Raw genomic sequence first — 26,193 nt, forward strand, 5'->3', positions numbered from 1 at the left:
AGTACATGAAGCAGTTAGACCTCCAAGTCGTTCAGCAGGCTCGGGCCTGGTTGGCAGAAGGGAAGCCGGTCTGGTTCTGCACGGTGCTTTCTACCTACGGTTCTGCACCAAGAGGCCCAGGGGCCACACTTGCATGTTTGAGCACTGGTGAGCACCGAGGGTCTCTCTCTGGAGGTTGTGTCGAGGACGATTTCTTGGAGCGCGTGGGCAATGACTATTTTCGCCCAATGAGCCAAGTCATTCGTTATGGGGATGGGGGCCTAGCCCCCACCTTGGCCCTGCCATGCGGCGGCGTTCTGGATGTGCTGGTGGAGTACCTGGATCCCAGCACTGATGTAGACGACCATCTTCAAGCTATCGAATCCGCTCTTGTAGGTCGTCATCTCATCACTCGGGAGGTGCTTCTAGAAACAGGCGTTCGAACTGTTAGCGAAGGATGCATGCATGCTCCGCGCGTTGACGTCGGGGTCGAGCATGTTCGCATTCGCGTCGGAGCGGTTCAGCGACTTCTACTGGCGGGTCTTTCACCTGTAGCAGAATTCTGCGCGAGCTTTGCATTGGCGCTCGGCTATGAGGTGATCCTTTGTGATCCACGCGAGGAAATTCTGGAGAATTTCTCTATGCCCGGCGTAGAGGTGTACCAGATCATGCCGGCAGTTTATATCGCCAATGGGGGCTGCCACTCTGCGACCGCAGTTGTCGCCCTCACTCATGATCCGCGCCTGGATGATCTCACCATGCTAGAGGCAGTTCGCACGCCAGCGTTTTACATCGGGGCCATGGGATCACATCGGACAAGTGAGAAGCGATTCGAGCGACTGTCTCGGATTGGTGGGTTAGATGATGCAAGCTTGGGAAGGATTCACGCGCCTATTGGCCTGAACCTGGGAAGCAAGACCCCGGCTGAAATCGCAATGGCAGTCATCGCGGATATCCTCCGGGTCTCGAATGGTGTGAAGCGAAGCAGCTTGTGAGGGTTAACCGTTTTGCTCACGAGTTGTGAAAACTTCCTTGAGCACCGGTACTGCAGACATCGCTTTTGGCCAGCCCACATAGAACGCAAGATGGGTGACGACTTCGGCAGCCTGGGCGCGAGTGAGTCCGTTGTCCATGGCACGGTTGAGGTGGAAGGGGAGCTGTGCTGCTTGCCCCTGGGCAATCAAGGCCGCCACCGTAACTAAGCTGCGATCTCGCGGGCTGAGGTTGCTCTGCAGCCATAAGTCTGCGAACAACACGTCATTCGTATACCGGCCCAGTTCTGGTGCAACTCCACCAACTCCAGCCTCTACCGCTGCCCTGCGTTTCACCTCGCTTTCTGGATCAAGAGTTAATGGCTCTCCGGCGGGAGGTACGATTTGCTCCGCAGGTATTTTCCGCTCGCTGAAAATCTGCTTGGCGACGCTGGCAGCCGACATGGCGTTCGGCCAGCCCGAATAGAATGCCAAGTGGGTGATCTCGGCGCTGATCTCGCTGGGTTTGAGACCATTGTCCAAACCAAGCCGGATGTGGCCAGTGAGCTGCGGAATTTGACCACTTGCAATGAGGGCGGCAAGGGTGATCAGACTCCGGTCTCTTGGAATCAACTCTTCACGCTTCCAAACTTCGCCGAAGAGAAGGTCGGTCGTGTACTTGTAGAGTTGTGGAGTGACCTCGAGCACGTCAGGAGAGGGCCTGGGATCTCGGCGTGGCTGAGCTTCGTCAGCGTCCACTGCTGCTGAGAGAAGGAGGGTTGCGAAAGTGGTTGCGGTAAGCAGCTTCATCGGACATTCCCAGGTAGAGAGTCGAAGCGTCCACAGGCCGCCCAATGCCGGCCTGCGAACTTGGTGATGCGGTAACCGTCAGTTCGCTTCCGCTGCTTGCAACGAACTCATGTCGATGACGAAGCGGTAACGCACGTCTGCGCGCTCCATTCGGTCAAACGCCTCGTTGATCTGATCCATGCGGATCATTTCGCACTCGGGCAGGATGTTCTTCTCGGCGCACAGGTCGAGCATTTCCTGAGTCTCGCGGATGCCACCAATCGGCGAGCCCGCTACGCGGCGGCGACCCAGGATCATGGGTACAGTGTTCTGCTCTTCCATCGGCCCGATCTGGCCAACCATCACCAGGGTCGCATCGACATCCAGCAGGGCCACGTAGGCATCCAGCGCGTGCTTGACCGGAACCGTATCGATGATCAGATCGAAGCTGGAAGCAGCTGCGGCCATTTCTTGGGGGTTGCTCGATGACAATAGGCGCTTGGCGCCAAGGGCCAGTGCATCAGCCTCTTTGTCGCGGCTTCGGCTGATTACGGTGACTTCGGCGCCCATGCCGGCTGCCAGTTTGACTGCCATATGACCCAGGCCACCAAGGCCGATTACACCGACCCGGCTGCCAGGAACCACGTCCCAGGTGCGCAATGGCGAATACGTGGTGATGCCTGCACACAACAGCGGCGCCACCTTGGATAGATCGAGGCTTTCAGGAACGCGCAGAACGAAATCTTCCCGCACGACCAGGTGCTTCGAGTACCCGCCGAGCGTGTTCTCGCCGGTGACGCGATCCTTGCCGTTGTAGGTATTGGTATTGCCTTCACGGCAGAGTTGCTCTTCACCCTTGCGGCACTGGTCACACGTCATGCAGGCGTCAACCATGCAGCCGACTGCAACGGCGTCTCCGACCTTGTAGCGGCTGACATCGCTACCTACAGCGGTCACGCGCCCGACAATCTCATGGCCCGGTAGAGCGGGGTAAACCGTCCAGCCCCAATCATTGCGAGCGGTATGGAGGTCAGAGTGACAGACGCCACAGTACAGCACCTCCATGGCGACGTCGTTGGGCCGCAGGTCACGGCGGTTGAATGTCCAAGGAGCCAGCGGGCTCTGTGGGGATTGCGCTGCATAGCCGATGGTAATCATTGCGTACCTCGAAATTGGACAAATGAGTCGCTGGTCAAATGGTAGACAACTTCGATCCATGGATTAAGACGCACAAGCTGCATGGGCTCATGAGCCTTGCTCATGAATTCTAGAGCGACCGAAACTCTCGGCGCCGGTATCCTGTTCACGTTTACCTCAGCAGGCGAGTATCAATGGCACGTGAAGGCTACGGCGATTTTCAGGCGTTTCTCGCGATCTCTCGTGAGCGAAGCTTCACCAGGGCAGCTGCTCAGCTCGGGGTATCTCAATCTGCGTTAAGTCATACCATACGAACGCTGGAGGCCCGCTTAGGGGTGAGATTGCTCACACGGACAACCCGAAGCGTTACCCCTACCGAAGCCGGTGAGCAGCTGTTCCAGAAGCTTTCCTCCCTCTTTGCGGAAGTTGATGCCGAGATCGCGGAGGTCATCGAATTGGGGGATGCTCCCCGTGGCAACCTGCGCATTTCCGCGACTGATTACGCCGCAAATGCTGTGTTGTGGCCTCGTTTGAAAGATCTCTTGCTCCAGTACCCGGACATCAAGATCGAGATCACAACCGACTATGGTTTGACGGACATTGTAGCGGAGCGCTATGACATTGGAGTTCGTCTGGGCGACCAGATCGCCCAGGACATGATTGCTGTCCGGATCGGGCCCGATTTGCGGATGGCGATGGTAGCTTCGCCCGATTACTTTAAAGGGCGGGCTATGCCGGCTTCGCCCAGTGATCTAGGCGAGCACAACTGCATCAATCTTAGGCTGCCCACCCATGGCGGTTGCTATCCATGGGAACTCAGCGATGGTGAGAGCGAGGTGCAGGTAAGGGTGAGCGGCCAGCTTACCTTTAATGGTACTTATCCAATGCTTGCTGCTGCCATTGATGGTTGCGGGATAGCCTACCTGCCAGAGGAATTAGTCCGCGAGCATGTTGCTGCCGGTCGACTCGTCTGGGTGCTTGAGAACTGGTTTCCTACATTCCCAGGACTGCACATTTACTACCCCAGTCGAAGGCAATCGTCTCGAGCGTTGAGCTTAGTGGTGGAAGCACTCCGCTTCTCTGATAGAGACTCATGAAATGGATTCATGGCCGTTTCCCTCTTTGGCACCTTAATCTTCAGTCCGGCTTGGCTTAGGGTTGATACGGTTTCTAAGCTATCAAGGATCTGTCATGAATTATCGATATCTGGGTCGTAGCGCCTTGAAGGTATCTCCGCTGTGCCTCGGTGCAATGATGTTTGGCGGCGAGACCGATGAGGCAACCTCCAAGCGCATCATCGACAAAGCGGGTGCTGCCGGCATTAACTTCATCGATACCGCTGACGCTTACCATGCTGGCCGTTCTGAGGAGGTGGCCGGTCGAGCCATTGCCGCATCCCGCGATAACTGGGTTGTGGCTACCAAGTTTGGATATCCATCGTCTGCAGACGCAGGCCCCAACCAACAGGGCCAGTCGCGTAAGTGGATCATCCAGAATGTCGAGGCCAGTCTGAAGCGCCTGGGTACGGACTTCATCGATATTTTGTACTTCCATCGCGCCCTGGCCGACGCGCCGATGGAGGAGGGGATGCGAGCGATTGACGACCTGATTCGTCAGGGCAAGATACGCTACTACGGCGTATCCAACTTCCACGGTTGGCGGATCGCGGAAATGGTAAGACTTGCTGACGCTCTTGGCATACAGCGGCCAACCGTCAGTCAACCTCTGTATAACATCGTGAACCGTGTCGCCGAGGTCGAGCAGTTGCCGGTCGCCGGCCACTATGGCATTGGCGTTGTGCCCTACAGCCCATTGGCCAGAGGAGTGCTCAGCGGGAAATATTCAGTGAATGCTGCTCCGGCACCAGATACTCGAGCTGGTCGGGGTGACAAGCGGATCCAGCAGACTGAATGGCGATCCGAATCTCTGCAGGTTGCTCAAGCCGTTGCAGAACACGCGGCGGCGCGCGGAACAACCCCCATCGCTTTCGCCATTGCCTGGGTGCTGAGAAATGAATTGATCAGTTCTGCTATCGCCGGCCCTCGAACCGAAGTTCACTGGGACAGCTACATGGATGCTTTGACGTTGGAACTGGGCTCGGATGACGAGCAACTGGTCAATTCCCTTGTAGTACCTGGCCATTCCTCGACCCACGGGTTCACCGATCCTGGTTACCCGGTCGAAGGCCGAAAAGTCTGATAATTGGACGCTTCAAGTCCAGCCAACGAGCCGGCCCTAAATTTGGGCCGGTTCTTTTTGCGCCTGTGGTGTTGATCTAACTAGCCAGAATGCACACAGCATACTTGCGACACCAAAGGCAGCGATCACCAAGGCCATTGGGCGAGGTGTACCATCTGCTAAAGCTCCGACTAATCCTGACCCCAAAATGCCGGTGCCATACTGCAACGCACCGATTAGTGCGGAAACCGCACCTGCAACGGTTGGGAAGCTATTGAGTGCCCCGACGATGGAGTTCGCGATAATCAAGCCCGCCGCCGCGCAAAAGACGAATAAAGGAGCTACCAGCCCGGCTAGCCCTCCCAAGCCGCTCCAAGAGTCAACCAACAACCAGATTCCCGCCACTGCCGCCATTACCGCCCCTAAGCGCATAAGCTGGTCACCACCCACGCGCTTCACGAGCCTGGCATTGACCTGATTGGCCATCATGATTCCCGCAATACCCAGAGCAAACAGCAGGCCATAGGACTGTGGTGAAATGTGGTAGTAGTCAATGTATGCGAAAGGCGTTCCCGCGATGTAGGCATACATACCTCCGTAGAAAAATCCGCCGACTGTGGCGTAGCCGATGATTCGCCGATCCATCATCAGCTGGATGTAACGCCTCCATGCCCCCCCAGAGGCTCATAATTTCGTCGCTCTATGGGTAGCGTCTCAGGCAGCGAGTACAGCGCGGCCAAAGTAGCGATACCGAATGCGGCCAGCGTCCAGAAGATCAAATGCCAGGATCCAAATTTCAGAAGCGCTCCGCCAACGGTTGGGCCCAACAAGGGCGCGATGGCCATCACCGTCATCAACGTAGAAAGCATTTGTGCTGCACGGTGCCCCTCATAGAGGTCACGGATCATTGCTCGTGCCAGAACCACGCTTGCACAGGCCCCGATTGCCTGGAGGGCACGGCAAATGATCATGACGGGAGCTGCGGTCGACAATGCGCAACCGATAGAGCCCGCGATGAACAGAAGCAAGCCGAGGGCGATAGGTAGGCGCCGACCGTAGCGGTCGCCGATTGGGCCCCATAGCAGTTGGCCTAGGCTGAAGCCGACCAAGTAGCCCGAGATAGTGAGCTCCAGTTGCGCAGCGCTGGCATGTAGCGATTGGGCCATTGCTGGCATGGCAGGCAGGTACAGATCGGTGGAGATAGACGCGAAAGCCATCAATGCGCTGAGGATCGCGAGAATCCATAGGCTTTGTTTGTCCGAGTGCTGATTGCCTGCCGAAAGGGGCTTAGTCTGTGACATGGAGAGTGTGACCCTCGGCAAAAGTGCGAGAAACGACACCGCCGGCTTCCCGCTGGGATGCCGGCGGCACGTCTTACGGAAGTTTTTAACGGTTGACGTTTTTTTGAAGGTGCGCCGGGTAGCGGTCGCCAACAATTTGGATGTGCTCAAGAGCGGTCGCAATGGAGGCCAGGTCGCTGCTACTCAGGCTGAGAGTGGCTGCAGCAATGTTTTCCTCGAGGCGATGCAGTTTGGTAGTGCCTGGGATTGGGACGATCCAAGGTTTCTGAGCCAACAGCCAGGCCAGCGCTACCTGAGCACGGGTGGCGCCTTTGCTATCAGCAATGACCCCGAGCACTTCCACCAGCTTCGCGTTGGCTGCACGGCTCTCCTCGGTGAATCGCGGCACCACATTGCGGAAGTCGTCATCTGCGAATTTGGTGTTGGTATCGATAGCCCCGGTAAGGAAGCCCTTGCCAAGCGGACTGAACGGTACAAAGCCAATTCCGAGCTCTTCCAAGGTGGGAAGAATGTCCTTTTCTGGCTCGCGCCACCACAAGGAATACTCGCTCTGGAGCGCTGCAACGGGCAGCACTGAATGCGCCCGGCGAATGGCGTCTACCCCGGCCTCTGACATACCGAAGTGGAGGACTTTACCCGCTTCAACCAATTCCTTGACTGTGCCGGCGACATCTTCCACTGGCACCTGGGGATCGACTCGGTGCTGGTAGAGAAGCTCGATACGGTCGGTTTTCAAAAGCCGCAGTGATTGCTCGACCACCTTTTTGATGTTTTCTGGACGGCTATCCAGCCCATCAGCCGGCAAGCCATTCTTGAAGCCAAATTTAGTAGCGATTACCACTTGGTCGCGAACTGGAGCCAAGGCCTCCCCGAGCAACTCTTCATTGGTGAATGGCCCGTAGGCTTCAGCTGTGTCGAAAAAATTCACCCCTTTATCGAAGGCGTCTCGGATCAAAGCGGTAGCTGCTTTCTTCTCCAAGGCCGGGCCGTAGGCATAGCTGATACCCATGCATCCCAACCCCAGGGCGGACACTTCCAATCCGCTTTTGCCGAGCTGACGTTTCAACATGTTTCGTCTCCTTCGCAAAGATGTAGATGACATGTAAACTCTAAACTCGTGTGGCTTGCTCAACAATTAGCATTTCATTTCATGGGTAGGTGAGGGGAATTCATCAATGATCAGAGCTGGAGTCCCTGAGCTGACCGCTTTCGTCGCGATAGCTGAGCAGAAGAGTTTCACCGGAGCGGCGAAAGCGTTGGGGGTTTCGCCTTCCGCCCTTAGCCACTCTATGAGAGGTTTGGAGGCCCGACTTGAACTCCGCCTGTTCAACCGAACTACGCGGTCTGTAGCCCTGACTGAAGCGGGAGAGGAGCTCTTTCTTCGAGTTCAGCCACTCCTGAAAGACTTGGAGTGCGCAGTGAATGACGTTACCTCTGAGCGCAGTACACCGTCCGGTTCTATCCGGTTGAGTGCGTCGGAATCGTCCTTCAAACCGCTGATCCGCCACGTCATGCCTCAGTTCTTGCAAGACAATCCCCAGATACACATCGAGTGCGTCGCCGATAGTCGATTGGTGGATATCGTTGCTGATGGATTCGATGCTGGCATACGGCTCTATGACGACGTACCGCGAGACATGATTGCTGTGCGGTTTGGGCCTGACATTCGATTCGCAGCTGTGGCCTCACCCGAGTACCTCACCCGTCATCCTGCGCCGAAGGCCCCGCACGACCTCAAAGTGCATCGATGCATCAGATTTCGGTTTGCGAGCGGAACGTTATTCCGGTGGGATCTCGATCACCTGGGTCGATCTGCCAGCATTGATGTAGACGGCCCGATGACGATGGACAACATCAACCTGATGATCGAGGCTGCGCTCGCCGGGATTGGCATTGCTTGGGTGCCTGAGCTTCAGGTGGAAGAGCACCTGCAAACTGGAAGGTTGATACATCTGCTGCCGGAGTGGGGGCCTTACTACGGCGGAGCCTGTCTTTACTACCCGGCTAATCGTCATCCACCAATGGCCTTGAGGATGTTCGCTGAAGCTGTACGCGAGTGGGCTCGCCAACAGGAGAAACGTTAGTCCTCCTGCTGACTGCTTGGCTTACTGGTTTTCGCCCCACCAGTATTGTGCAGTTACGCCACCATCCATGAGGAAGTCGCTGCCAGTGATGAACGTCCCTTCGGGGCCCATCAGCAAAGCGGCAACGGCGCCTACCTCATCAGGGGTGCCACCGCGTTTGGCCGCGCAGGATTCGATCATGCTTCGATACCCAGCGCCGCGTGGGCCATTCAATTCATCACGAGCCAGTGGGGTGAAGATGATGCCTGGGCTGATTGTGTTGACGCGAGCACCACGCTTACCCCATCGAACAGCTTCTGCGGCCACGCGCAGGGAGTTGCCGCGTTTGGAGATCTGGTAGGCGTTCAGCGGGTCGGTCACCTGTTCGGGCTGTAGCATCGGAAGCGTCAGTAGCTCTTCAACGGGCGTGAGGGCCAGGGCTTTATTTTGCTCAGGTGTCAGCGCCGGCAGTCGATGACCGGACTGCGAAGCGATGACGATGGCAGATCCACCTTTGGCAATGACGTTACCGAAGAGCTCCAGAACCAGCGCAGTGCCATACAAATCCACTCGAAGGATGGTTGCTGGTGGAGCCTGGGAGGGGGAGACTCCAGCGGCATGGATCACCCCAGTGATATCGCCAATGACCGTGGCGGTATCAACCAAGGATTTTACAGATTCACGAGAGGAAACATCAACGACTGCCGTGCTGACTTCAAAGCCGGCGTCGTTGAGCACTTTGGCAGCTGCGTCAGCGGTTTCCTTGCGTAGGTCTGCCAGTACAACATGCTTGCCTGCGCTCACTCTTCGAGCAATTGCCTGGCCGATGGAGCCAGCGCCAATCACAACCGTTACATCTGTCATGTTCCTCTCCCAGTTCAGAGTTAGAACATCACTGTAGGTCAGATTCTGTACATTTATTAGCCGATGAACTCTGTGTACCCCTGTGAGAGAGATTCATCAATCTTTACGAAAAGCATACCCCCGTCGCTCTCTGAAGCAGTGATCCCCGGTAATTGGTGAGCGATGCTCATGAGGTCTTAAAGTAATTTGCCGATTGTTGAGCTACACCAAGCGACCTAGAATTTAGTGACTTATGACCCTGCAGGGGTTGATCAGGTGAGTCGAGAGAATATTGCCGGAAAGGTCGTAGTAATCACAGGTGCCAAGTGCCGTGTTGATCATTTCAGAGGGGCTCACGCAGGCGTCAAACCTCATGGCATTAGGGCAACGGTGATCTCGCCGGGGCGCGGTGGATATCGAATCGCCGAGCAGCATCACTGAGCTAGACCTTGTGAACGGAGTGCGCCAATTTTTACGAAGAGTACGCTATCGCCCCTGTGCCTTTTACCCGAACTGTGGCTTTGCCATAAGCCAGCCGAGCGACGTGGACATCAATGAAAACCTGTTCCGTCCTACTCGTAGGAGCTGTGACATCTCTCTGGATGCGAGGAAAACCATGACTGTATCTGATCCACTTCGCCGCAAAGTGATTGCGGCCATTGCGAGCCTCCCGTTAATGGCTTCTGGTGCAGGCCAGGAGGTAAGCAGCTCACGCGCCACGAACCCTACTGGCGCGAAAGCCGTCGTCGCATATTTCTCCCGCTCAGGGAACACAAGGGTGGTAGCAGGCCTGATCCAGCGATCCCAAAAAGCCGATATTTTTGAGATAAACCCAGTTCAGCCCTACCCAGCTGACTACCTGGAAACTGTCGCCCAAGCTCGGGACGAAACGGCTGATGGCTTCAAGCCTCAGCTCCAGCAAGTAATGCCGGATATCGGTAGATATGAGATCGTGTTTCTTGGCTTCCCCATCTGGGGCGAAACCGCACCACCTGTAATCCGTTCGTTTTTGTCTGCTCACGATCTTGCAGGTAAGACCGTTGTTCCCTTCGTCACTCACGGGGGCTATGGACTTGGAGACAGCCTGCAGGTGCTTGCGGAGCATGCCCCAGATGCCAGCATCGTCGAAGGATTTGTGATGGAAGGAGAGCAGGAGAGGCGCACAATGGAGACAGTCAATAAGTGGCTGCTAGACCTCACCGTCTGATTTCATGGAGACACAGTCTTCCCTGATCGCTCGAGAAGCATCCAAGCGCGCAGGCTGCGCCAATTGATGAATAAAGCTCATAAGGTTATTCATTTTGTGGGCGATTATTCTGTGGAATGACTACTGGTGTCATTACCATGAAGTAGGGCGTGACGATATACGCGCACATATTACCAGTGTTCCCGAGCACTAACTAATAAAGCTAAGCCTTCCATCGCAGACCTTTGTTCTTATTGTCTGAGGCGTGAGCCATTTGGCGTTCACGTTGAAAGGTTTGCTTTTTCGCTGATATAGCACTGCTTTCTTAATCTGCTGACTGTTTCGATGTCTCTCTTCGGATCAAGTCATTCTTTATCGAATAGTGCCTCTCACCAGAGAGCTTGCGCGTGCCCGAGGACTTTTATGCAGTTTAAATTCACGTTCCCCGCCTTTGATGGGATCTTCCTTGCGTTCTGGGGGCGATTGCCAAAATCATGGAGTCGCCAGCGTTGTCCTCGATGGACTGTATTCTAGCCAAAGGCCATCACCGACGCAGCCATTGGTGCGCAGACTGATTGCCCAATTGCCATCGCATTGATAGGCAGGTGTTGAGGCGCATTGAGGAGTCGTAATCGAAGACAACTTGCCTAAACCGTTGCCCTGGTCTGACTGTTATGATGAAAGACCCGAATTTAGTGATTCGGGCCTTTCTCTTCGTTGCGATTTACGTCAAGCGAGGACGGCTATACGAGGGTTCAGGACTCAAGAATCGAGGTTCCTCCGATAGCATGAGCTCGCACTCAACCAGTGCTGGCCCATGCCAGAAAAGCGTCCAGCGGTTGTAGTCTTCCTCTGTCTCGATCACGTAAAGCGTTTCTTCCCTCGATTCCCTGAAAACGCGGATAAACCAAGCGGGATTGACCTTAGATGGCACCCGAAGCTCATACCCGTCATCCGACCATCCCACCCAGTGACTAAAATAGCTGCGCTCAAAGTCATCATGCATCTGAACGAAGTAGTAAGACCGGCTCTTTTCAGCCACTGCTGCTGCACAGAGCTCTCTTCCATGGTCGCGCCACGATTTAAAGGCTTCCTGGAATGATTCCTGGCAGCTCTTCCATGACTCGAAACCATAACGTTGCGCGACGATGCCCAGGCATGCTCTATGCCGCAAAGTCTTTTGGCTTTTGCGCTTAAGAAGCTTGGCTTCGCGTTTGATTTTTTTCAGGAGCTCAGGGGTGAGGGGTTGTAAGGAAGCTAGTGATTTAGACATGGCTATCCCATAATCCAATACGGAGCACTGGCCCGCTCAGGCCCTAGATTTTTGGGAATTCGTCAGATTTTTGCTTACAGTGTTCTCACTTGGCCAGCGGGCGGCTCAGGCACCTGTAGGCGTACCTGTGGCCGAATGGTGCGGCAGCTCTCGTGAAACTGTCAAGGCGCTAGGTATCCTCAGATCTTTCACCGCCTGCGCCAAGATTTTCGCGTCCGCGGTGCGATTCGCCTGCTCTTCATCGCGGTGTGTTTCGCGTCGCAGCTTAACTTTTACTCTTGGTGGGGCGAGGGCTGCTGATGCGCACTCTGGGCCGCCTCTCCAGGCCGGGGGGGGCGATCGGGTTAGTACGTCGGGAAAAATCACAAGCGGGGGATGGCGAATGCAGGATGTCGATGTGGTGTGGCTGAAGGCTGAGGAGGTGTTCGGTGACAAAGCCAAAGCGGCGGTGTGGTTGGCTACGCCCAATCAATTATTCGGTGGCCAGACAGCAATCGACTATGTGAAAAACGAGGAATACTTGGAGCAGGTGATCGAGGTGCTGACCCGGATTGAGCACGGCTATGCCTGTTGAAGTCACTGCCGGTTGTGAGAAAGTACAAGCCGTCCCAGTGTAGTGAGTGCTCATATTGCTGGGTAGGGTACTTGGGAGTCACGCCTGTGAGAACATACAGAGGGTCTGCCAAAGTCGTCAGCTCTGAGGGATCACAATGAAGGTGTTTGTAAGCTCCGTCGTCAGTGGGTTTGAGCAGTACCGAGCAGCAGCCAGGAAAGCCATAACATTGCTGGGGCACACGCCAGTCATGTGCGAAGACTTTGGGGCGCGCCCGTACTCCTCACAGCATGCGTGCATGACTGAGGTCGACCAGGCTGATGTCGTCCTGCTGATCCTAGGCGCGAACTTTGGCTATCAGACGGAGACAGGGGAGTCTGTGACCCAGCAGGAGTTTCGGCGTGCAAAAGCTGCAGGCAAACCGATCCTGGCCTTCCTCGAAACCGTGGAGATGGAAGAACGCCAGAAGGCATTGTCCTGGGAAGTATCGGACTACCTTGATGGCCTGTTCCGGGTGACCTTCACCGATCAGTACCAGCTCTCGGACGGCATTGTTCAGGGCTTGAATCAAATGTCCGTGAACCGTAAGGCCATCTCTGAGCAAGAGTTCGTGCAGCGCCTGCAGCAAAGGAATGGCAATGGTCGGTGGGGTGGCTATGATCACGAGGCCCGTCTGGAAGTAGTTTTCCTCCCGCAGCCTGAAACTGCCGGCACGCTCCGCTCCGCGCATGCACAGCACGAGGCTTTCTTCTTGAAGGTTTGCCAGGCCGGCCTGGGTTCGCTCAAAGGCGGCTACAAGGACTTCGACACTGCCGATCAGACAGGGATCGATACCTCAGAGATCAAGTGGCGGCATCATGAAAGCGGGCTCTGCTCGATCTCTGTTTCCCTCGCCAATGCGTCCGCCTCAAGAAATTTCATGGACTCCTTTTACCTTTCACCGTCCCAGGTCAGAAAAGGGGCCGAGGCTGCGTTCAGTTTGCTGAGCGAGGGGAAGGGCGGCTGGTTCCAGATAGGCCTGTATGGCGTTGACCACAAGCTCTTCGCTGAGCCCCCTGCCACTGCGACCAACAGCATCTCGATGCCGCACCGCTCTCAGCAAAATCTGGAGGAGCGGAATCTGTTGATCCCTGCCACGCCGGCGGCGTACCGTCATTGGTTGGACGAAGTGATGTTCCGCTTTGAGCGCAAAATGTCCATGTGATGGTGTACATGGACTGGTGAGTGCAAGCGAGCCTATAGGGCAGGCCGTCTGGATTGTTCGTCTTCAGCTTGTCCGCGTTAACGTGTCCTGGGGCAGAATCCTGAAGTGGTTGGGGTGTTGGTGATGAGACAGTTTCCAGGGTGCTCACTGGCGCCTGTTTCACCGGGGGCTCAGAGTGAGGTGGATCCTTTTTGCCGATCGCCCAGAGCACCACGAAAAGAACCTGCAGCAGCAGGAACCAATACTGACCTATTCTTTCGCATAGGCGTGACGGATGGATGCCCGCAGGGCTGAGACCACGGCGCACACCGGGGGTTTGGTTCACGACAGCCGGCTCCGAGAGGGCACGCCCACCTTATCTTGACATGATCGTTATCACCTGGTGCGTGATTTGGTAACTTTAATGCCGAACCATTAATTGCTTGCACGGGAGCTGGCTCTCAAGTCGAGCTTCTTTTGCCTACTCCTCCAGCTTCCTGATCAGCCCCCCAAATTGCTGAGCCGGTTCCACATATCGCAATGCTGACTTCATGTCGCTCCAGCCGACGTACTCCATCAGCGTCTTAATATCCCAGCCGGAGCTTGCTGCCCAAGTAGCAAATCCACGCCGCATTGAGTGTGCACTGTAGATCTCCGACGGCAGGCCACACCTATTCAGGGTGTCGCGAAGGAGAGGAATCAAGCTGTGAGCCGCGATAGGGCGATCGCTGATGTTGCCCCAGCGATCGATACCCCTGAAAACACCACCGCGGGTTAAACCTGCTACTTCGATCCAGTTCAGATATGCCTCGACCGGGCACAGCTTGCTCAACGAGGGGGTCTTGTACTCCCGACCTATGTTCTGCCGATCTCCTTTGGAAGACCCGAGATAGAACCTGATCCCAACGTAACGCTCGGCATGCGTGTTCTCGACCGTGAGTCTAGCCAGTTCGTCCCCGCGGAACCCTCTCCAGAAACCGATTGTGAGCAAGGCGACATCACGGGTGGACTTGAGCACAGCAGCCATGTTGCCGGCGGCTCTTGCTTGGGCAGCCTCTTCTTCGAGGTGCGCCACTGCCTTCTCAAGATGCAGCAACGCTAGAGGGGCCGCTTGCCTCTGTCGCACGGGGTGTAGCGCCCGGATGCCTTTCAGCAACTGCCTGACCTTGGGGGCTTTAGTGGGATCAGGGAAGCCGTTGCTTTGATGCCAGTTTGCGAGTGCTGCCAGGCGTTGTTTGAGGGTACTGAACGCTAGCTGGTCAGCGTACTCGGCGATGTACCGCACCACTGACTCGGTGGTCGTGGGCAAGAACCCACCCCAGGTCACTTCGAAGTGGGAGAGGGCGGCCGCATAGCTCTTCGACGTGTTCTGACGAACGCTCGCTCCTAGATACCTATCTGCTTTATTGCGCACTTCAACCACGCTATTTCCCCGCTTCAAGCCTGCGGTGGATCTGCTTTGCCAGTTGTACCGGCTTTCAGGGCATTTTACCCCTGACCTTATGTCTGACAAGCCATAAACCTCGATTATGTCTTATTAGAAATGCTCAAATTTGTTAGCGGTTTTTATGGTAAAGTGCCATGTAATTACATGAAACGTAAAACAGTACGAAATCGTAGGAGCAGAAATGGCTAGAGGCGGCATTAACCTGGTACTCGTGCGGAAAGCTCGGGAGGCCCTGTTGTCCAGAGGGCAAAACCCTAGCATTGACGCAATCCGCATTGAGCTAGGAAATACCGGCTCAAAGACCACAATTCAGCGATATTTGAAGGAAATCGAGTCGCATGACCCTCGACCTTCAGCTTCCCCTTCGCGCCTAAGTGATGAACTCACGGAGCTGGTGGGCAAGATGCTCGAGCGCTTACTAGAGGAGGGGAATGAAGCTTTAGCGCATGAGCGAGCTGCATTCGCACAGGAACGCAAGGCCATGAAGGTTGAGAGCAGTACACTTCAAAGCCAGTTGGAACAAGCGCAACTGGAGGTCACCAAGCTCCAGTCAGCACTACAAACCCAGGATGAAGAGCTCAAAACCATTCAATCCAGCCTTCAAACCGAGATTACCCGCAACGCCCGCATCAGCCAGAGCTGCAGCGACCTTGAGGTTCGCCTCCAAGAGAAGGACGCCCAAATCCAATCTCTGGAGGAGAAGCACACGCATGCCAGGGAAGCGCTTGAGCACTACCGTGTAGCGGTGAAGGAGCAACGTGATCAAGATCTGAGCCGTCACGAATCTCAGATTTACCAGATGCAGCAAGAGGTGGCCGTCCTCCAGCAAACACTGATGGTTAAGCAGGAAGATGCCACCCGAATGATCCGCGACAACGAACGCTTGATCGCTGAGAACCGCCAGCACGCCAAGGAAGCGAACCAGCATCGTGATGCTATCGAACATCTGAGAGGCGACCTGGGCATCGCGAATGCAGCGACTGCTCGCGCGGAAGGAGCCAAAGAGCTGCTGGCTCACCAACTCGAAATCAAGACCAGAGAGGCAAGCGAAGCACGCTCTGAAACCATCGAGGGACAGCAGAGGGAAAGGGAATTGGTTCAGAAGCTCGCAAGCGCAGAAGCTGAGATCGAGGAACTGCGGGCTTCAAGCGATACGGATAGCCCGACGGAATAGGGCAGAAAACTGCAGCGGTTGAGCTTCTGGCGTAGGAGAACAAACGTACTCCTACCGAATCCTCTATCAAAAAACCGATCGCCAGGTCGGCAGTTACTGCTGCCAGGCAGGCTTCGAAAGATGCTCAGCGAAGAAATCGGAAAGAGCCTGAATCTTTCTGGGCCGCGTTCGCGCAGACGGGGTTACGAAATACAGACCACCCTTCGTCATGTGCCACTGGGGCAGAATGTGCTGTAGACGTCCATCGGCTAGGAATTCGGCGGCGATGAATTCCGGAAGTTCAGCTATCGCCACGCCTGTCAGCAAGGGCGCGACCAATGCATCCGCGCTGGTAACGCGTAGCGGGCCACGAGGTGATACATCATGCTCGCTGCCATCCTCATGGGTGAAGCGCCATACCTGACTTCGCGCTCGATAGGCGTAGCTCATGCACGCATGATCTACGAGATCACGAGGATGACTTGGATGGCCATGCCGATCCAGGTACGACGGTGCTGCTACCAGGTACTGGGTTACTGAGCAAATCCGCCGGGCAACCAGTGAGGAATCGGGGAGGGCAGCGATCCGCAATGCGGCATCGAAACCATCAGCTACCAGGTCGACTGTTGAATCCGATAGGTGTAGATCCAGCTCAAGTCCTGGGTAACGCTCCAGTAACTCGGGAAGCAACGGCGCGACCCAACGCAAGCCGAACGACATTGGTACGGCTAAACGCACCAATCCCCGCGGCTGCACAGATAGCTCCTGAGCTTCGCTTTCCATTTCCTCAGCCTGGCGATACAACGCACTCGCTTGATCAACCATGCGCTGGCCAAACTCGGTTATAGAGAGTTGGCGTGATGTCCGGTTAAACAGACGAGCGCCAAGGCGCTCCTCTAAGCGTGCAACGGCCCGGGACACCGTAGGTACCGACACACCCATGGCCCTGGCGGCCGCCGCGTAAGAGCCCTCTTCAGCCACTTTGGCGAACATAGCCAGTCCTTCAAAATCCGGAATCCTTGCCATTTCAAATCTGCAATGATGACTTTCAAATGATTCTATTTTGAAAATAGCCTGCGGTCGATACGCTTCTCCCACACCAGATCACAACCTCAACGGGAGAAACATCATGAGCAAAAAACTTGAAGGCAAAATCGCACTGGTCACTGGCGGCACTACCGGCATCGGTCTGGCCACTGCTAAACGCTTTGCTGAAGAGGGCGCCCACGTTTACATCACCGGACGCCGCCAGGCTGAATTGGACAAAGCGGTGGAGCTGGTGGGCAATGCGACCGGTATTGCCGTCGACTCCACGAAGCTCGATCAGCTCGATGCTCTGTACGCCCGCATCAATCAGAACCATGGGCGGCTCGACGTGTTGTTTGCCAACGCCGGCGGTGGTTCCATGCTGCCTTTGGGCGAGATTACCGAGGCCCACTACGACGATACCTTTGACCGTAACGTGAAAGGCGTGCTGTTCACTGTTCAGAAAGCGCTGCCGCTGCTGGCGCATAACGCATCGATCATTCTTACGGGTTCTACCGCTGGCAGCTCGGGTACCGCAGCGTTCAGCGTGTACTCAGCATCGAAGGCCGCTGTCCGCGCCTTTACTCGTAGTTGGATTCTGGATCTCAAGGATCGCGCAGTAAGGGTCAACACCCTCAGTCCGGGCGCGACTCGCACTCCCGGCCTGGTCGACCTGGCTGGCCCAGATGCAGAACAACAGCAAGGCCTGCTCGACTACTTAGCTTCGCAGGTACCATTGGGGCGAGTCGGAGAGCCCATCGAGATTGCCAACGCCGCAGTGTTCCTCGCAAGCGATGACTCAAGCTTCGTAAACGGAGCTGAACTGTTCGTAGACGGGGGGCAGGCAAAGATTTGACGCTGATGATCTGCGAGAGGAAGGGGGATCGCCCCCCTTCCTTGCCGCACTCAATCTCGAGCTTAGCGTTTCAGTCCGCGGCGCAGCATGTCAGCTTTGACCTTTTCGTCGATCAGCTCGTAGGGAGGGTTTTCTGCCACGAGGTGCTTCTGATCAAAAATGTCCGGAAAAAATTCTTTGGCCAATTCAACTGGCACTGCTGCGTTTGAGTGCCAACCCTTAAGCCATGCGATCAGTTCCTGGGCATCGCCGAGAAGGTAGAGCGGTTCAGGGTTGCGCGCACGAAACGCTTCTATCCGAGACCTACCAAACCCAGCCCTCGCCTCACGGACTTCATCGCCTCGCTTATCCCATCCGATCCAGTAAGAATCGAAACCTACATCCTCATCATCATGCGCGACCATTCGGACATGGCTAGCCTGCGGATTTGGAAGCCGAGCAGCACAAATCTTTCGCATGAGCGCGTCATGGATGTGAGCGGCCCTGTCTGCTGGCGCTTTTTCGAGATCTGTTTTGAGATGATAGTAATGGGCGAACCCGAATAGCTTCGCTTTAAAATCTAGGGTTTGAGCGTGAGTAAGATTCTGCGGCACATCGGCAACCTCCATTGATTTGAAGGCGCTCAGGATAGATTCGGTGGTAAACATAGTCGCATGACTCCACTGTCATGGCCTTGATAGCGCATACGCACTTCGCTGAACATGCTGCTTGCTGAGCCGGCCACAGGGAGTTATGTGGGAAGCGAAGAACCGAGATTTCCCACGCAGCAGGGAGGTTCACGGCAACCCTGCAGATGAAATTACCAAAGCGCGAGCATGTTTAGCAAGGCACATCCGCAGTGAAGCCACCGCCTGGACAGACGCTCAATCCAATCTGTGATCACTCAACGAGAACTGTCCAACAGGTAAGCAGCTGCTATCTCAGTAAGAGGATCCTCATTTCCCGCCGCGCTCAGCGTTACGAGCAGATGGCCATGTGTTCTGCGCAGCTCTACAGGGCCCGGATAGCCCACTTCTATATGCGGGACGACCCGTTGCGACCACAGCTGATCAGTTTTCCAGCCCTCCCACGTCTTTAGAAGGCCATGCTCGTCGTCATTGAGATACAGGACGACTATGGGTGATGCTGCGGTCAGCGGCATGGTGGGCAGGCACTTATCGTAGTGCTCGAGCCATTCGGGGGAGCCCGATCTGCGATAGTCAAAAAATGATACGCAGCCCTTGAGACGGAAATACCCATTGCTGCTATTTCCGAATGGAGAGCGATGCTCTCCTGTGTTCGGCAGCAGTGCGCCAGTTTCCAAGATCTTCTCGTACCCTTGGGACGTAGTGACATGGAAGACCTTTCCTTCAAGATGCGGGAGTAGGCCATCCTTCCTGCTTATCACCATCTGTTGTTCGGGAACGACCAAGTCCTTACGCTCCATAGAGCACTCCATTTTCTGATAGACGCCTCAGTGCCCCTTGGCCCTTGAGTAAGCTAACCGTCGCTTGTGCAGCTACGCGGACAGAAGAACCAATGACTCGTCATCCATCGCTGCGGTTAGGTCAGTCGGCACCACTACAACCCTTACATCCAATCGCTCTGCCAGTATCGCGGGTTGGAGAGGCAGATCTTGCTGAACAACTCGAACAGCGCTCGCATTAGGAACCTCCAGCAATGCACGTTGCCATGCGATTCCAACAGCCCGGTATTTGACGCATTGGAAAATGCCGCGGGACAGGTCAGCGGCCGAGGAGATGAAAGATTTGACCCTCCACAGCAAGCATCGATGGCCCATTGTGGAACATCACATCAGCGCAATCGCCGGACGGGAGCATGACTTCAACGGCTCCCTCCCAATCGTGCGCATCCGACTCAATTACAAGATCTGGGTGACGTAGGACATACTCCTTGAGCCGCCGATGATGTTCCGATTCACCGCCCGAAAAGCCACCCGTTTCGGGGATGATCACTTGCTCGTGGTCATCCTCGTACTCGGAGGGCACCGCGCCAGCAAGTGCTTCCATTTCGAGATAATCGAGGAGAGCGTCCCAGTTTCTGCAGTTGTAGATTTTGTCCCAAGCCTGCTCAAGGACAGCCCATTGGTCGTCATCATTGAGCTGCGCGAAGGTGCGGCTGGGAACAAACTGATCCAAGTACGCGTTACACCCGCTACCGGGCCTGCGGGAGTATTTGTTGACCACCAGCGCATTCAGCGGCGGGAGTTCAAGCCCAAGTTCCTCTTCAAGCTCGTAAAGCGCATCACCTACCAGGCCAGCGGCGCGGCCATAGGCAGCGGCGTGTGTATGAGCACCCAAGCCGCGACGGACGATTTCCGCATCTAGATGACTGTAGGAAATGGTGCGTCGGTGCTTAGCGCACCAAACCAGAATGGGCAACATCGTACGCGCGGTACGGAAGCTCCAGAGGTCGCCAATCAAAGAGGGGGCTAAGGGCATGTCGTACTCCATTGCGATGCCAGTCGAGTTCAAGCGCCACTGCAGTGGGCTGAGAGCCATCATAGTGCGGCGCACAAGCAGCGCAATGGCCAAAAGACATCATCCGATGGCTTTCTTCAGCAGCGTTGTCGTGAGCTCACACCGCGTGAATGACCTACGCTGAGAATTCGCAAGCATTGGCGGCAGGCGGTCATATGTACAAGATGGTCTCGTTCCCGGCCCTAGAGCTGTTTGAGAAGGTTTGGTCGACACCTGTCCTGACGCTCGCACGAGAAATTGGTGTCTCAGACGTTGCGCTGGGTAAAGCCTGCAGAAGGGCGGGTATCGCTGTCCCTCGCCGCGGCCATTGGGCAAAACCAGTAACGAAACGACCGAAAAAGCCTGCTCCACCAACCTCTAACGAGCTGGTGTCATTTCGTGTGCTAGACCGCACCTTGTTACCTGAAAAACTGGCGTCCGTAACCGACGAAATACCTCCGCCACCCAAAGTCACGATCCCTGACAGTCTTGTCGATCCACATCCACTCGTAAACCGCTGGCGGAAGACGGCACAGAAAGCCAAAGCGATTGAAGGAAGGCTGGCGCTCCAGCAAGACAACGTGCTTAACACCAGGATCTCACCAGCACTCATCGATCGCGCCGCAATCCTCCTGGACACGCTGATCAAGCACACCGAGACCAATGGCTGTAGGTGGGCCGTATCCAAACAGCAGACGACGGTGACCTTCGACGGAGAAACGGTCTACGTCACACTGCGAGAAAGGTTGCTGAAGCAAGAGCTGCCACCGCCGCCACCAGACCCAAAGCCGAAAAAAGTCTGGACTCTAGACCTCTCACGAATGGGGATGCCTAGGTATGAGTTTCTCTCTACTGGAGAGCTGACCTTGATTCTCAGGGAAAGCCCAGACTACGGGCCGCAGAAAACATTTTCCGACGCGAGAACAGGAAGAATTGAGGACAAAATCCACCTATTCATCCCGGGCTTAGAGGCTCTCACCCAGAGAATCAAGGTATCTCGCGAAGAATGGGAGGAGAAAAGGCGCCGCGACGAGGAGGAGGAGCTCATCCGCAAGGCTGACTCGATCAAGTCGGAGCAACAACGGCGCCTGCGTAAGCGCTTGGTGCACAACCTCGAGCACTGGGAAAAAGCCAAAAGGCTGCGGTCTTTTGTCGACGCGGTGGTCAGAGACTGCCAGGCAGAAGCTGACCAGGTCGAAGCATGGGCGGAATGGGCGCGCCAGCAAGCCGCGCTCTTAGACCCATCAACATCGCCCGTTACCATTTCTCTCGACTGTCAGATTGAAAGCTATTTCACTGGATACAGAATTGCGAAAGATGAGGACGATTGGTGGGAACGCTAGAAAGCTGTTAGTCCAACAGCACACGCTCGATCACGACAGAACCCTCATGAGTAATACGCCCAAGTGTGCCAGGAAGCGCGCAACCCAGAAGGTCGATGCCCCCAACCAGGTGACCATTCGCATCCTCGGAACAGGCGCCAGCGGCATTTCACGCTTAGCACTGTGATTGGATTGCCTATCTGAACAGCATCGGTAAGCTGCGGCGTTCGAACCATTTACCTGGAGCCATGAATGGATGTACTGAACGCGATGCAAGTGTTCGTGAGTGTTGTGGAGACGGGTAGTTTTACCAACGCTGCACAGTCGCTTCACATGCACCGGCCGGCGGTGTCAAAGTCAATCCAGCTCCTTGAGCAGCGACTTGATGGACGACTGCTCAACAGGTCTACACGCAGTCTCAGCATGACCCCAGAAGGAGAGGCGTTTTACCATCGGTGCAAGGCCATCCTCGACAATGTCGGCCAGGCGATGTCTTCACTGAGCGATCGTCCAGAGCGATTGATCGGGAAGCTGCGGGTCGACTTGCCTGTGTCGGTGGGCCACCTGCTCATCATTCCGTCACTGATGGATTTCCAGCAACGCTATCCTGGGATCGAGTTGACGCTGGGTACCAGTGATAAGCCAATCGACCTCATCAGCGAAGGCGTTGATTGCGTCGTGAGGCTTGGCGCCTTGGAAGATTCCAGCCTAATTGCCAGCGGTATTGGCTATCTACCCATGGTGACGTGCGCATCTCCAGCGTATCTCGCGCGACATGGTTTACCCGAGCAGATAGGTGATCTGAGCAAACACCTTGCGGTCAACTACTTCTCCGGCAGCAATCCTCGCACTTTGGAATGGTTGTTCGTTGACGGCGAAGAAATCCAGACCGTTCGGGTCAAATCAGCAATCAATGTGAATGACACTCAAGGCTTCGTCGCATCAGCCCTGGCGGGTTTCGGCCTGATCCAGGGCCCCGCGCTCAATGTTCAGGCTCATCTTGATTCCGGCGCGCTGGTGCGGGTGATGCAGCACTGTCCAGTACCTTCAAAGCGTGTCTCGATCCTGTACCCCCACCGCGAGCTGATGCCTCCAGCGGTCAAGGCCTTCGTAGCGTGGCTGCGGTCGCTAATGGCTGAAAAGGGCTTGACCCAGCCTTGATTGGTAATTTCAGGGATACCAGTCTGTAACTCGTGCGTGTCTTTTTCTCCGGCTTGCAGCTCCGTAAATTTGCCCTTTGAGCATTCGCAAAAGGAACAAAGACATGTCAAAGGTTGTTCGATTCCACCGTCTTGGTGGCCCTGAGGTTCTTCAGATTGATGAGCTTGATGTTAGGGCTCCAGGCCCAGGTGAGGTGAAGATCAAGGTCAAGGCGCTTGGACTCAATCGCGCGGAAGCGATGTACCGCTCCGGCCAGTACACCTTTACTCCAGACATGCCCGCGGCCCTGGGCTATGAGGCAGCAGGTACGATTGAATCGGTCGGAGAGGGCGTGAGCGAGTTTGCCGTCGGTGATGAAGTGAATGTGATCCCAGCCTTCTCATTTGCGGATTACGGTATGTACGGCGAAACCGTTGTCGCGCCGGCGCATGCCTTGGTGAAGCAGCCAGCAGGGCTGTCTTCAGTAGAAGCTGCTGCTACCTGGATGAAGTACGTCACCGCTTATGGCGCGTTGGTGGATATCGGCCAGCTACAGAAAGGTGATGTTGTGCTGATCAGGGCTGCATCGAGCAGTGTGGGGCTGGCAGCTATTCAGATCTCCAATTCACTCGGCGCTATTCCGGTAGCTCTGACCCGCACCTCGGAGAAGCGCCAAGCGCTTGTGGACGCAGGGGCAGTGCACGTGATTGCCACCGCTGAAGAGGATCTGGTCGCCGCCGTGGCTCGCATTACAGACGGGAAGGGTGCACGCATGGCCTTTGACCCCGTGGGTGGCCCTGAGGTGGGAAACATACTGCGGTCGCTGTCTTTCCTCGGGATTTTCTTCCAGTACGGTGCACTAGAAACGTCTGACATCAGCGTGCCAGTGATGGAGCTGCTCGGCAAAGACTTAACCATCCGCGGTTACCAGCTTTTCGAGGTTACCCAGGATGAGGCGAGGCTGAACCAGGCCAAGGCGTTCATCACCGAGGGCCTGGAGAATGGCAGCTTGCGTCCGATTGTCGGCAGGGTGTTCAAGTTCGATGAGATCGTGGAAGCGCACCGCTACATGGAATCGAACAGCCAGGTAGGCAAGATCGTTGTAGAGCTCTAGACCGATCAAGGCCCGGGCAGAAGCAGTGTCTGTCCGAGCCATAAGAGACGAGGGCGATTTGGAGGGGTTAATTCAATCGAGCACGTTCAAGCACTACAGACAACGCCATGAGCAGCACGCCTATGAGTGCCAGTAAGCTCGCAACCCAGCCGGTCGATGCCCACCCCCAACCCGCGGCGATCGCCCATCCTCCCAGGCTGGCGCCAACGGCATTCGAAATGTTGAATGCACTGTGGTTCAGCGCTGCCGCCAATGTCTGTGCTCGTCCCGCTACATTCATCAAGCGCACCTGAAGCGCCGGCACGAGAGCAAAACCGCAACCAACCATGAATAGGGTGACTAAGGTCGCGACCGATGAAGATGCAAAGATTGAGAAGAGCGCCAGGAACAGCACATTCCACACCATGATGTAGAAAATCGCTGGTATCAAAGCACGATCAGCTAGGCGCCCGCCGATCAAGTTGCCGGCGATCATTCCAAGCCCCCACAAAGCAAGCACCATGGGCACTTGGTTAATGCTAAAGCCCGAGACTTCAGTCAACGTGGGGGTGATGTAACTGTAGACGGCGAACATACCGCCAAAGCCGATCGAGGCTGTGGCTAGCGTCAACCATATTTGCAGGTGTTTTAGACCAGCCATTTCTGCTGCGGGACTGGTTTGCTCGTCCTTGGGAATGGTCGGAATAAAGTACCAGAACAAAGCCATGGAAATGACGCCGGCCACTGCCAACGCGCCAAAGGTCGCTCGCCATCCCATATTCTGACCGATCCAGGTTGCCACCGGCACTCCAATGACATTCGCGGCTGCCAGGCCTGCCATGACATAGCCTGCTGCTTGCGCCTTCTTATCCTCACCGACCAGAGCCGTAGCTACAAGGCACGCCACACCGTAGTAGGCCCCGTGCGGTAGTCCTCCAATGAAGCGCGCAACTAGCAGCGACGCGTGACTCCAAGCTAATGCACTCGCGGCATAGCCCAAGGCGAAGAGGGCCAAAAGCACGATGAGGAGCAACTTCCTTGACCAGCGCGCGGCAAGAATCGCGATGAGTGGGGCTCCTGCCACAACGCCCAGCGCGTAGGCGGTGATGTAGCTACCTGCGGTGGGGATCGAGACGGCGTTGGACTTGGCGATATCGGGCAGCAGGCTCATGGAGACGAATTCGCCGGTACCGATAAATAGACCGCCAGTGCCTAGAGCCAGAATTGCTGCGGCAACCCCGTGAGGCGTGTGAATTTTTCTAGCATCGCGGGCAGGGGGCGCGACTTGAGTATTCATGGAATTGCCTTTTTTTGAGCGTGAGATGGTCTGCACCCGTCCCAGGTGACCAGAACGAGTCGGCATCTCGATGAGTGAGAGGTAGCTGTTACTTCAGGTCGGCGATGTAGGCTTTGAACTGCTCGGCGAAAGCTGGATGCCAACGAGAAAGAGCAGGGCGGTTCTGAATCATGTCGTCTGCCGACCATTGCATGCGGCGCTGATCGAGTTCGCGCGTCACTTCATTGTCTTCGCAGAACAGGTAGAACTCCCCTCGAGCCATGCTTTCGAGCATACGCTCAGCGACCTGGTCGGCAGTCCATGGAGCCTCTGGCTTTGTAGAGCCCTCAGCCATGCCAGGGAAGTTCATCGGCGTGTAGGTGTAGCCGGGAATCAGCAAATGGGCAGTTACGCGATTCCGGGTGCGCTCGTAAAGCTCGTGAGCCAGCTGCTCTGTCAGTACCTTCGCAGCGGCCTTGGAGACGTTGTAAGCCGCATTGCCTGGAGGTGTAGTGATGCCCTCCTTGGAACCCACGTTCACGATAGCGGCTGGGGTGTCTTTGCTGAGGAGATACTCAGTAAAGAGTTGCTGGATGGTCAACACACTCCAAAAGTTGACTTCCATGGTTTGCCGCCACTGATTGATGTCGTGCCACGGCCCAGCACGGTTGGCGATGGCAGCATTGTTCACGACCAACGAGACATCACCGAATAGTGTTGCGTGATCGTACAGCTGCTGCAACGACTCCGCGGAAGCGACGTCACCCGTTACAGAGAGTAGCTTCGCAGGTGGGTTAACGTTACACAGCTTACTGACAGCGCCATCAAGGGCTGCCTGGTCTTTGTCGAACAACACGACCTTCATACCTTCATCGCAAAGTCGACGCGCGATCGCGAAACCGATACCTGCTGCAGCACCTGTAATCACGGCAACACTGCCGCTACGAATGGCTGGATGATTCATT

At 55.8% G+C, this 26,193-nt stretch carries 26 protein-coding genes; 12 read left to right on the forward strand and 14 right to left on the reverse strand.

The window, feature by feature from the left end:
* Window positions 1-5 precede the first annotated feature (5 nt).
* On the forward strand, window positions 6-974 hold the full coding sequence (locus J3B00_RS15730) for an XdhC family protein (RefSeq protein ID WP_209868501.1): 969 nt from the start codon (window positions 6-8) through the stop codon (window positions 972-974).
* Window positions 975-977: 3 nt separating this feature from the next.
* On the opposite strand, the gene J3B00_RS15735 is transcribed toward J3B00_RS15730, so the two are convergent.
* Both J3B00_RS15735 and J3B00_RS15740 read right to left on the reverse strand, forming a co-directional pair.
* Complete coding sequence (locus J3B00_RS15735) at window positions 978-1,760, reverse strand: carboxymuconolactone decarboxylase family protein (protein ID WP_209868503.1); 783 nt, start codon at window positions 1,758-1,760, stop codon at window positions 978-980.
* Window positions 1,761-1,838: 78 nt separating this feature from the next.
* On the reverse strand, window positions 1,839-2,897 hold the full coding sequence (locus J3B00_RS15740; protein WP_209868504.1) for an NAD(P)-dependent alcohol dehydrogenase: 1,059 nt from the start codon (window positions 2,895-2,897) through the stop codon (window positions 1,839-1,841).
* A gap of 173 nt (window positions 2,898-3,070) precedes the next feature.
* Here J3B00_RS15740 and J3B00_RS15745 point away from each other — a divergent pair, with 173 nt between their 5' ends.
* Window positions 3,071-3,973 carry a LysR family transcriptional regulator gene (locus J3B00_RS15745; protein WP_209868506.1) on the forward strand — a complete coding sequence of 301 codons (903 nt, stop codon included), beginning with the start codon at window positions 3,071-3,073 and terminating at the stop codon, window positions 3,971-3,973.
* Between the two features lie 94 nt (window positions 3,974-4,067).
* The gene (locus tag J3B00_RS15750; protein WP_209868509.1) at window positions 4,068-5,075 is read left to right on the forward strand and encodes an aldo/keto reductase; all 1,008 of its coding nucleotides are present in this window, start codon (window positions 4,068-4,070) and stop codon (window positions 5,073-5,075) included.
* 36 nt (window positions 5,076-5,111) lie between these two features.
* Here the strand turns inward: J3B00_RS15750 and J3B00_RS26655 are convergent, their stop codons facing one another.
* The 3 genes from J3B00_RS26655 to J3B00_RS15760 form a co-directional block, all read right to left on the reverse strand.
* Window positions 5,112-5,699, reverse strand: a complete 588-nt coding sequence (locus J3B00_RS26655) for an MFS transporter (protein ID WP_245362567.1) — start codon at window positions 5,697-5,699, stop codon at window positions 5,112-5,114.
* A gap of 2 nt (window positions 5,700-5,701) precedes the next feature.
* Window positions 5,702-6,355, reverse strand: coding sequence for an MFS transporter (locus J3B00_RS26660; protein ID WP_245362568.1), 654 nt, complete (start codon window positions 6,353-6,355; stop codon window positions 5,702-5,704).
* An 85-nt stretch (window positions 6,356-6,440) separates the two neighbouring features.
* Window positions 6,441-7,424 carry an aldo/keto reductase gene (locus tag J3B00_RS15760; RefSeq protein ID WP_209868512.1) on the reverse strand — a complete coding sequence of 328 codons (984 nt, stop codon included), beginning with the start codon at window positions 7,422-7,424 and terminating at the stop codon, window positions 6,441-6,443.
* A gap of 106 nt (window positions 7,425-7,530) precedes the next feature.
* Here J3B00_RS15760 and J3B00_RS15765 point away from each other — a divergent pair, with 106 nt between their 5' ends.
* Complete coding sequence (locus J3B00_RS15765) at window positions 7,531-8,439, forward strand: LysR family transcriptional regulator (RefSeq protein WP_209868514.1); 909 nt, start codon at window positions 7,531-7,533, stop codon at window positions 8,437-8,439.
* A 21-nt stretch (window positions 8,440-8,460) separates the two neighbouring features.
* Here the strand turns inward: J3B00_RS15765 and J3B00_RS15770 are convergent, their stop codons facing one another.
* A complete protein-coding gene (locus J3B00_RS15770; protein WP_209868517.1) occupies window positions 8,461-9,282 on the reverse strand; it encodes an SDR family oxidoreductase in 822 nt (273 codons plus the stop codon).
* 595 nt (window positions 9,283-9,877) lie between these two features.
* Here J3B00_RS15770 and J3B00_RS15775 point away from each other — a divergent pair.
* A complete protein-coding gene (locus tag J3B00_RS15775) occupies window positions 9,878-10,468 on the forward strand; it encodes a flavodoxin (protein WP_209868519.1) in 591 nt (196 codons plus the stop codon).
* Window positions 10,469-11,171: 703 nt separating this feature from the next.
* On the opposite strand, the gene J3B00_RS15780 is transcribed toward J3B00_RS15775, so the two are convergent.
* Window positions 11,172-11,720 (reverse strand): hypothetical protein, encoded by a 549-nt coding sequence (locus J3B00_RS15780; RefSeq protein ID WP_209868521.1) that lies wholly within the window; start codon window positions 11,718-11,720, stop codon window positions 11,172-11,174.
* 382 nt (window positions 11,721-12,102) lie between these two features.
* On the opposite strand from J3B00_RS15780, the gene J3B00_RS15785 reads away from it, so the two are divergent.
* Both J3B00_RS15785 and J3B00_RS15790 read left to right on the forward strand, forming a co-directional pair.
* On the forward strand, window positions 12,103-12,294 hold the full coding sequence (locus J3B00_RS15785) for an MbcA/ParS/Xre antitoxin family protein (protein ID WP_209868523.1): 192 nt from the start codon (window positions 12,103-12,105) through the stop codon (window positions 12,292-12,294).
* A gap of 136 nt (window positions 12,295-12,430) precedes the next feature.
* Complete coding sequence (locus tag J3B00_RS15790; RefSeq protein ID WP_209868526.1) at window positions 12,431-13,477, forward strand: DUF4062 domain-containing protein; 1,047 nt, start codon at window positions 12,431-12,433, stop codon at window positions 13,475-13,477.
* 460 nt (window positions 13,478-13,937) lie between these two features.
* Here the strand turns inward: J3B00_RS15790 and J3B00_RS26905 are convergent, their stop codons facing one another.
* A complete protein-coding gene (locus tag J3B00_RS26905; RefSeq protein WP_209868528.1) occupies window positions 13,938-14,879 on the reverse strand; it encodes a tyrosine-type recombinase/integrase in 942 nt (313 codons plus the stop codon).
* Between the two features lie 205 nt (window positions 14,880-15,084).
* Between J3B00_RS26905 and J3B00_RS15800 the strand changes: the two genes are divergently transcribed.
* Window positions 15,085-16,077: a DNA-binding protein gene (locus tag J3B00_RS15800; RefSeq protein ID WP_209868530.1), complete on the forward strand. Its 993-nt coding sequence runs from the start codon at window positions 15,085-15,087 to the stop codon at window positions 16,075-16,077.
* A gap of 93 nt (window positions 16,078-16,170) precedes the next feature.
* Here J3B00_RS15800 and J3B00_RS15805 read toward each other — a convergent pair whose 3' ends face one another.
* Window positions 16,171-17,082 (reverse strand): LysR family transcriptional regulator, encoded by a 912-nt coding sequence (locus tag J3B00_RS15805; protein ID WP_209874911.1) that lies wholly within the window; start codon window positions 17,080-17,082, stop codon window positions 16,171-16,173.
* Window positions 17,083-17,185: 103 nt separating this feature from the next.
* On the opposite strand from J3B00_RS15805, the gene J3B00_RS15810 reads away from it, so the two are divergent.
* The gene (locus tag J3B00_RS15810) at window positions 17,186-17,938 is read left to right on the forward strand and encodes an SDR family oxidoreductase (RefSeq protein WP_209868533.1); all 753 of its coding nucleotides are present in this window, start codon (window positions 17,186-17,188) and stop codon (window positions 17,936-17,938) included.
* A gap of 62 nt (window positions 17,939-18,000) precedes the next feature.
* On the opposite strand, the gene J3B00_RS15815 is transcribed toward J3B00_RS15810, so the two are convergent.
* The 3 genes from J3B00_RS15815 to J3B00_RS15825 all read right to left on the reverse strand — a co-directional run bounded on the left by J3B00_RS15815 (window position 18,001) and on the right by J3B00_RS15825 (window position 20,379).
* The gene (locus J3B00_RS15815; protein ID WP_209868535.1) at window positions 18,001-18,585 is read right to left on the reverse strand and encodes a hypothetical protein; all 585 of its coding nucleotides are present in this window, start codon (window positions 18,583-18,585) and stop codon (window positions 18,001-18,003) included.
* Between the two features lie 236 nt (window positions 18,586-18,821).
* A complete protein-coding gene (locus J3B00_RS15820; RefSeq protein ID WP_209868538.1) occupies window positions 18,822-19,364 on the reverse strand; it encodes a hypothetical protein in 543 nt (180 codons plus the stop codon).
* Between the two features lie 298 nt (window positions 19,365-19,662).
* A complete protein-coding gene (locus J3B00_RS15825) occupies window positions 19,663-20,379 on the reverse strand; it encodes a hypothetical protein (protein WP_209868540.1) in 717 nt (238 codons plus the stop codon).
* A 194-nt stretch (window positions 20,380-20,573) separates the two neighbouring features.
* Here J3B00_RS15825 and J3B00_RS15830 point away from each other — a divergent pair, with 194 nt between their 5' ends.
* The 3 genes from J3B00_RS15830 (at window position 20,574) to J3B00_RS15840 (ending at window position 23,973) form a co-directional block, all read left to right on the forward strand.
* On the forward strand, window positions 20,574-21,740 hold the full coding sequence (locus tag J3B00_RS15830) for a hypothetical protein (protein WP_209868542.1): 1,167 nt from the start codon (window positions 20,574-20,576) through the stop codon (window positions 21,738-21,740).
* A gap of 231 nt (window positions 21,741-21,971) precedes the next feature.
* Window positions 21,972-22,880 carry a LysR family transcriptional regulator gene (locus J3B00_RS15835; RefSeq protein WP_209868544.1) on the forward strand — a complete coding sequence of 303 codons (909 nt, stop codon included), beginning with the start codon at window positions 21,972-21,974 and terminating at the stop codon, window positions 22,878-22,880.
* Window positions 22,881-22,983: 103 nt separating this feature from the next.
* The gene (locus J3B00_RS15840; RefSeq protein WP_209868546.1) at window positions 22,984-23,973 is read left to right on the forward strand and encodes a zinc-dependent alcohol dehydrogenase family protein; all 990 of its coding nucleotides are present in this window, start codon (window positions 22,984-22,986) and stop codon (window positions 23,971-23,973) included.
* A 67-nt stretch (window positions 23,974-24,040) separates the two neighbouring features.
* Here J3B00_RS15840 and J3B00_RS15845 read toward each other — a convergent pair whose 3' ends face one another.
* Both J3B00_RS15845 and J3B00_RS15850 read right to left on the reverse strand, forming a co-directional pair.
* A complete protein-coding gene (locus J3B00_RS15845; protein WP_209868548.1) occupies window positions 24,041-25,249 on the reverse strand; it encodes an MFS transporter in 1,209 nt (402 codons plus the stop codon).
* 88 nt (window positions 25,250-25,337) lie between these two features.
* Window positions 25,338-26,192 (reverse strand): SDR family NAD(P)-dependent oxidoreductase, encoded by an 855-nt coding sequence (locus J3B00_RS15850; protein WP_209868550.1) that lies wholly within the window; start codon window positions 26,190-26,192, stop codon window positions 25,338-25,340.
* Window position 26,193: the final 1 nt, after the last annotated feature.

The organism is Pseudomonas sp. BP8, assembly GCF_017875955.1.
Classification (GTDB): domain Bacteria; phylum Pseudomonadota; class Gammaproteobacteria; order Pseudomonadales; family Pseudomonadaceae; genus Aquipseudomonas.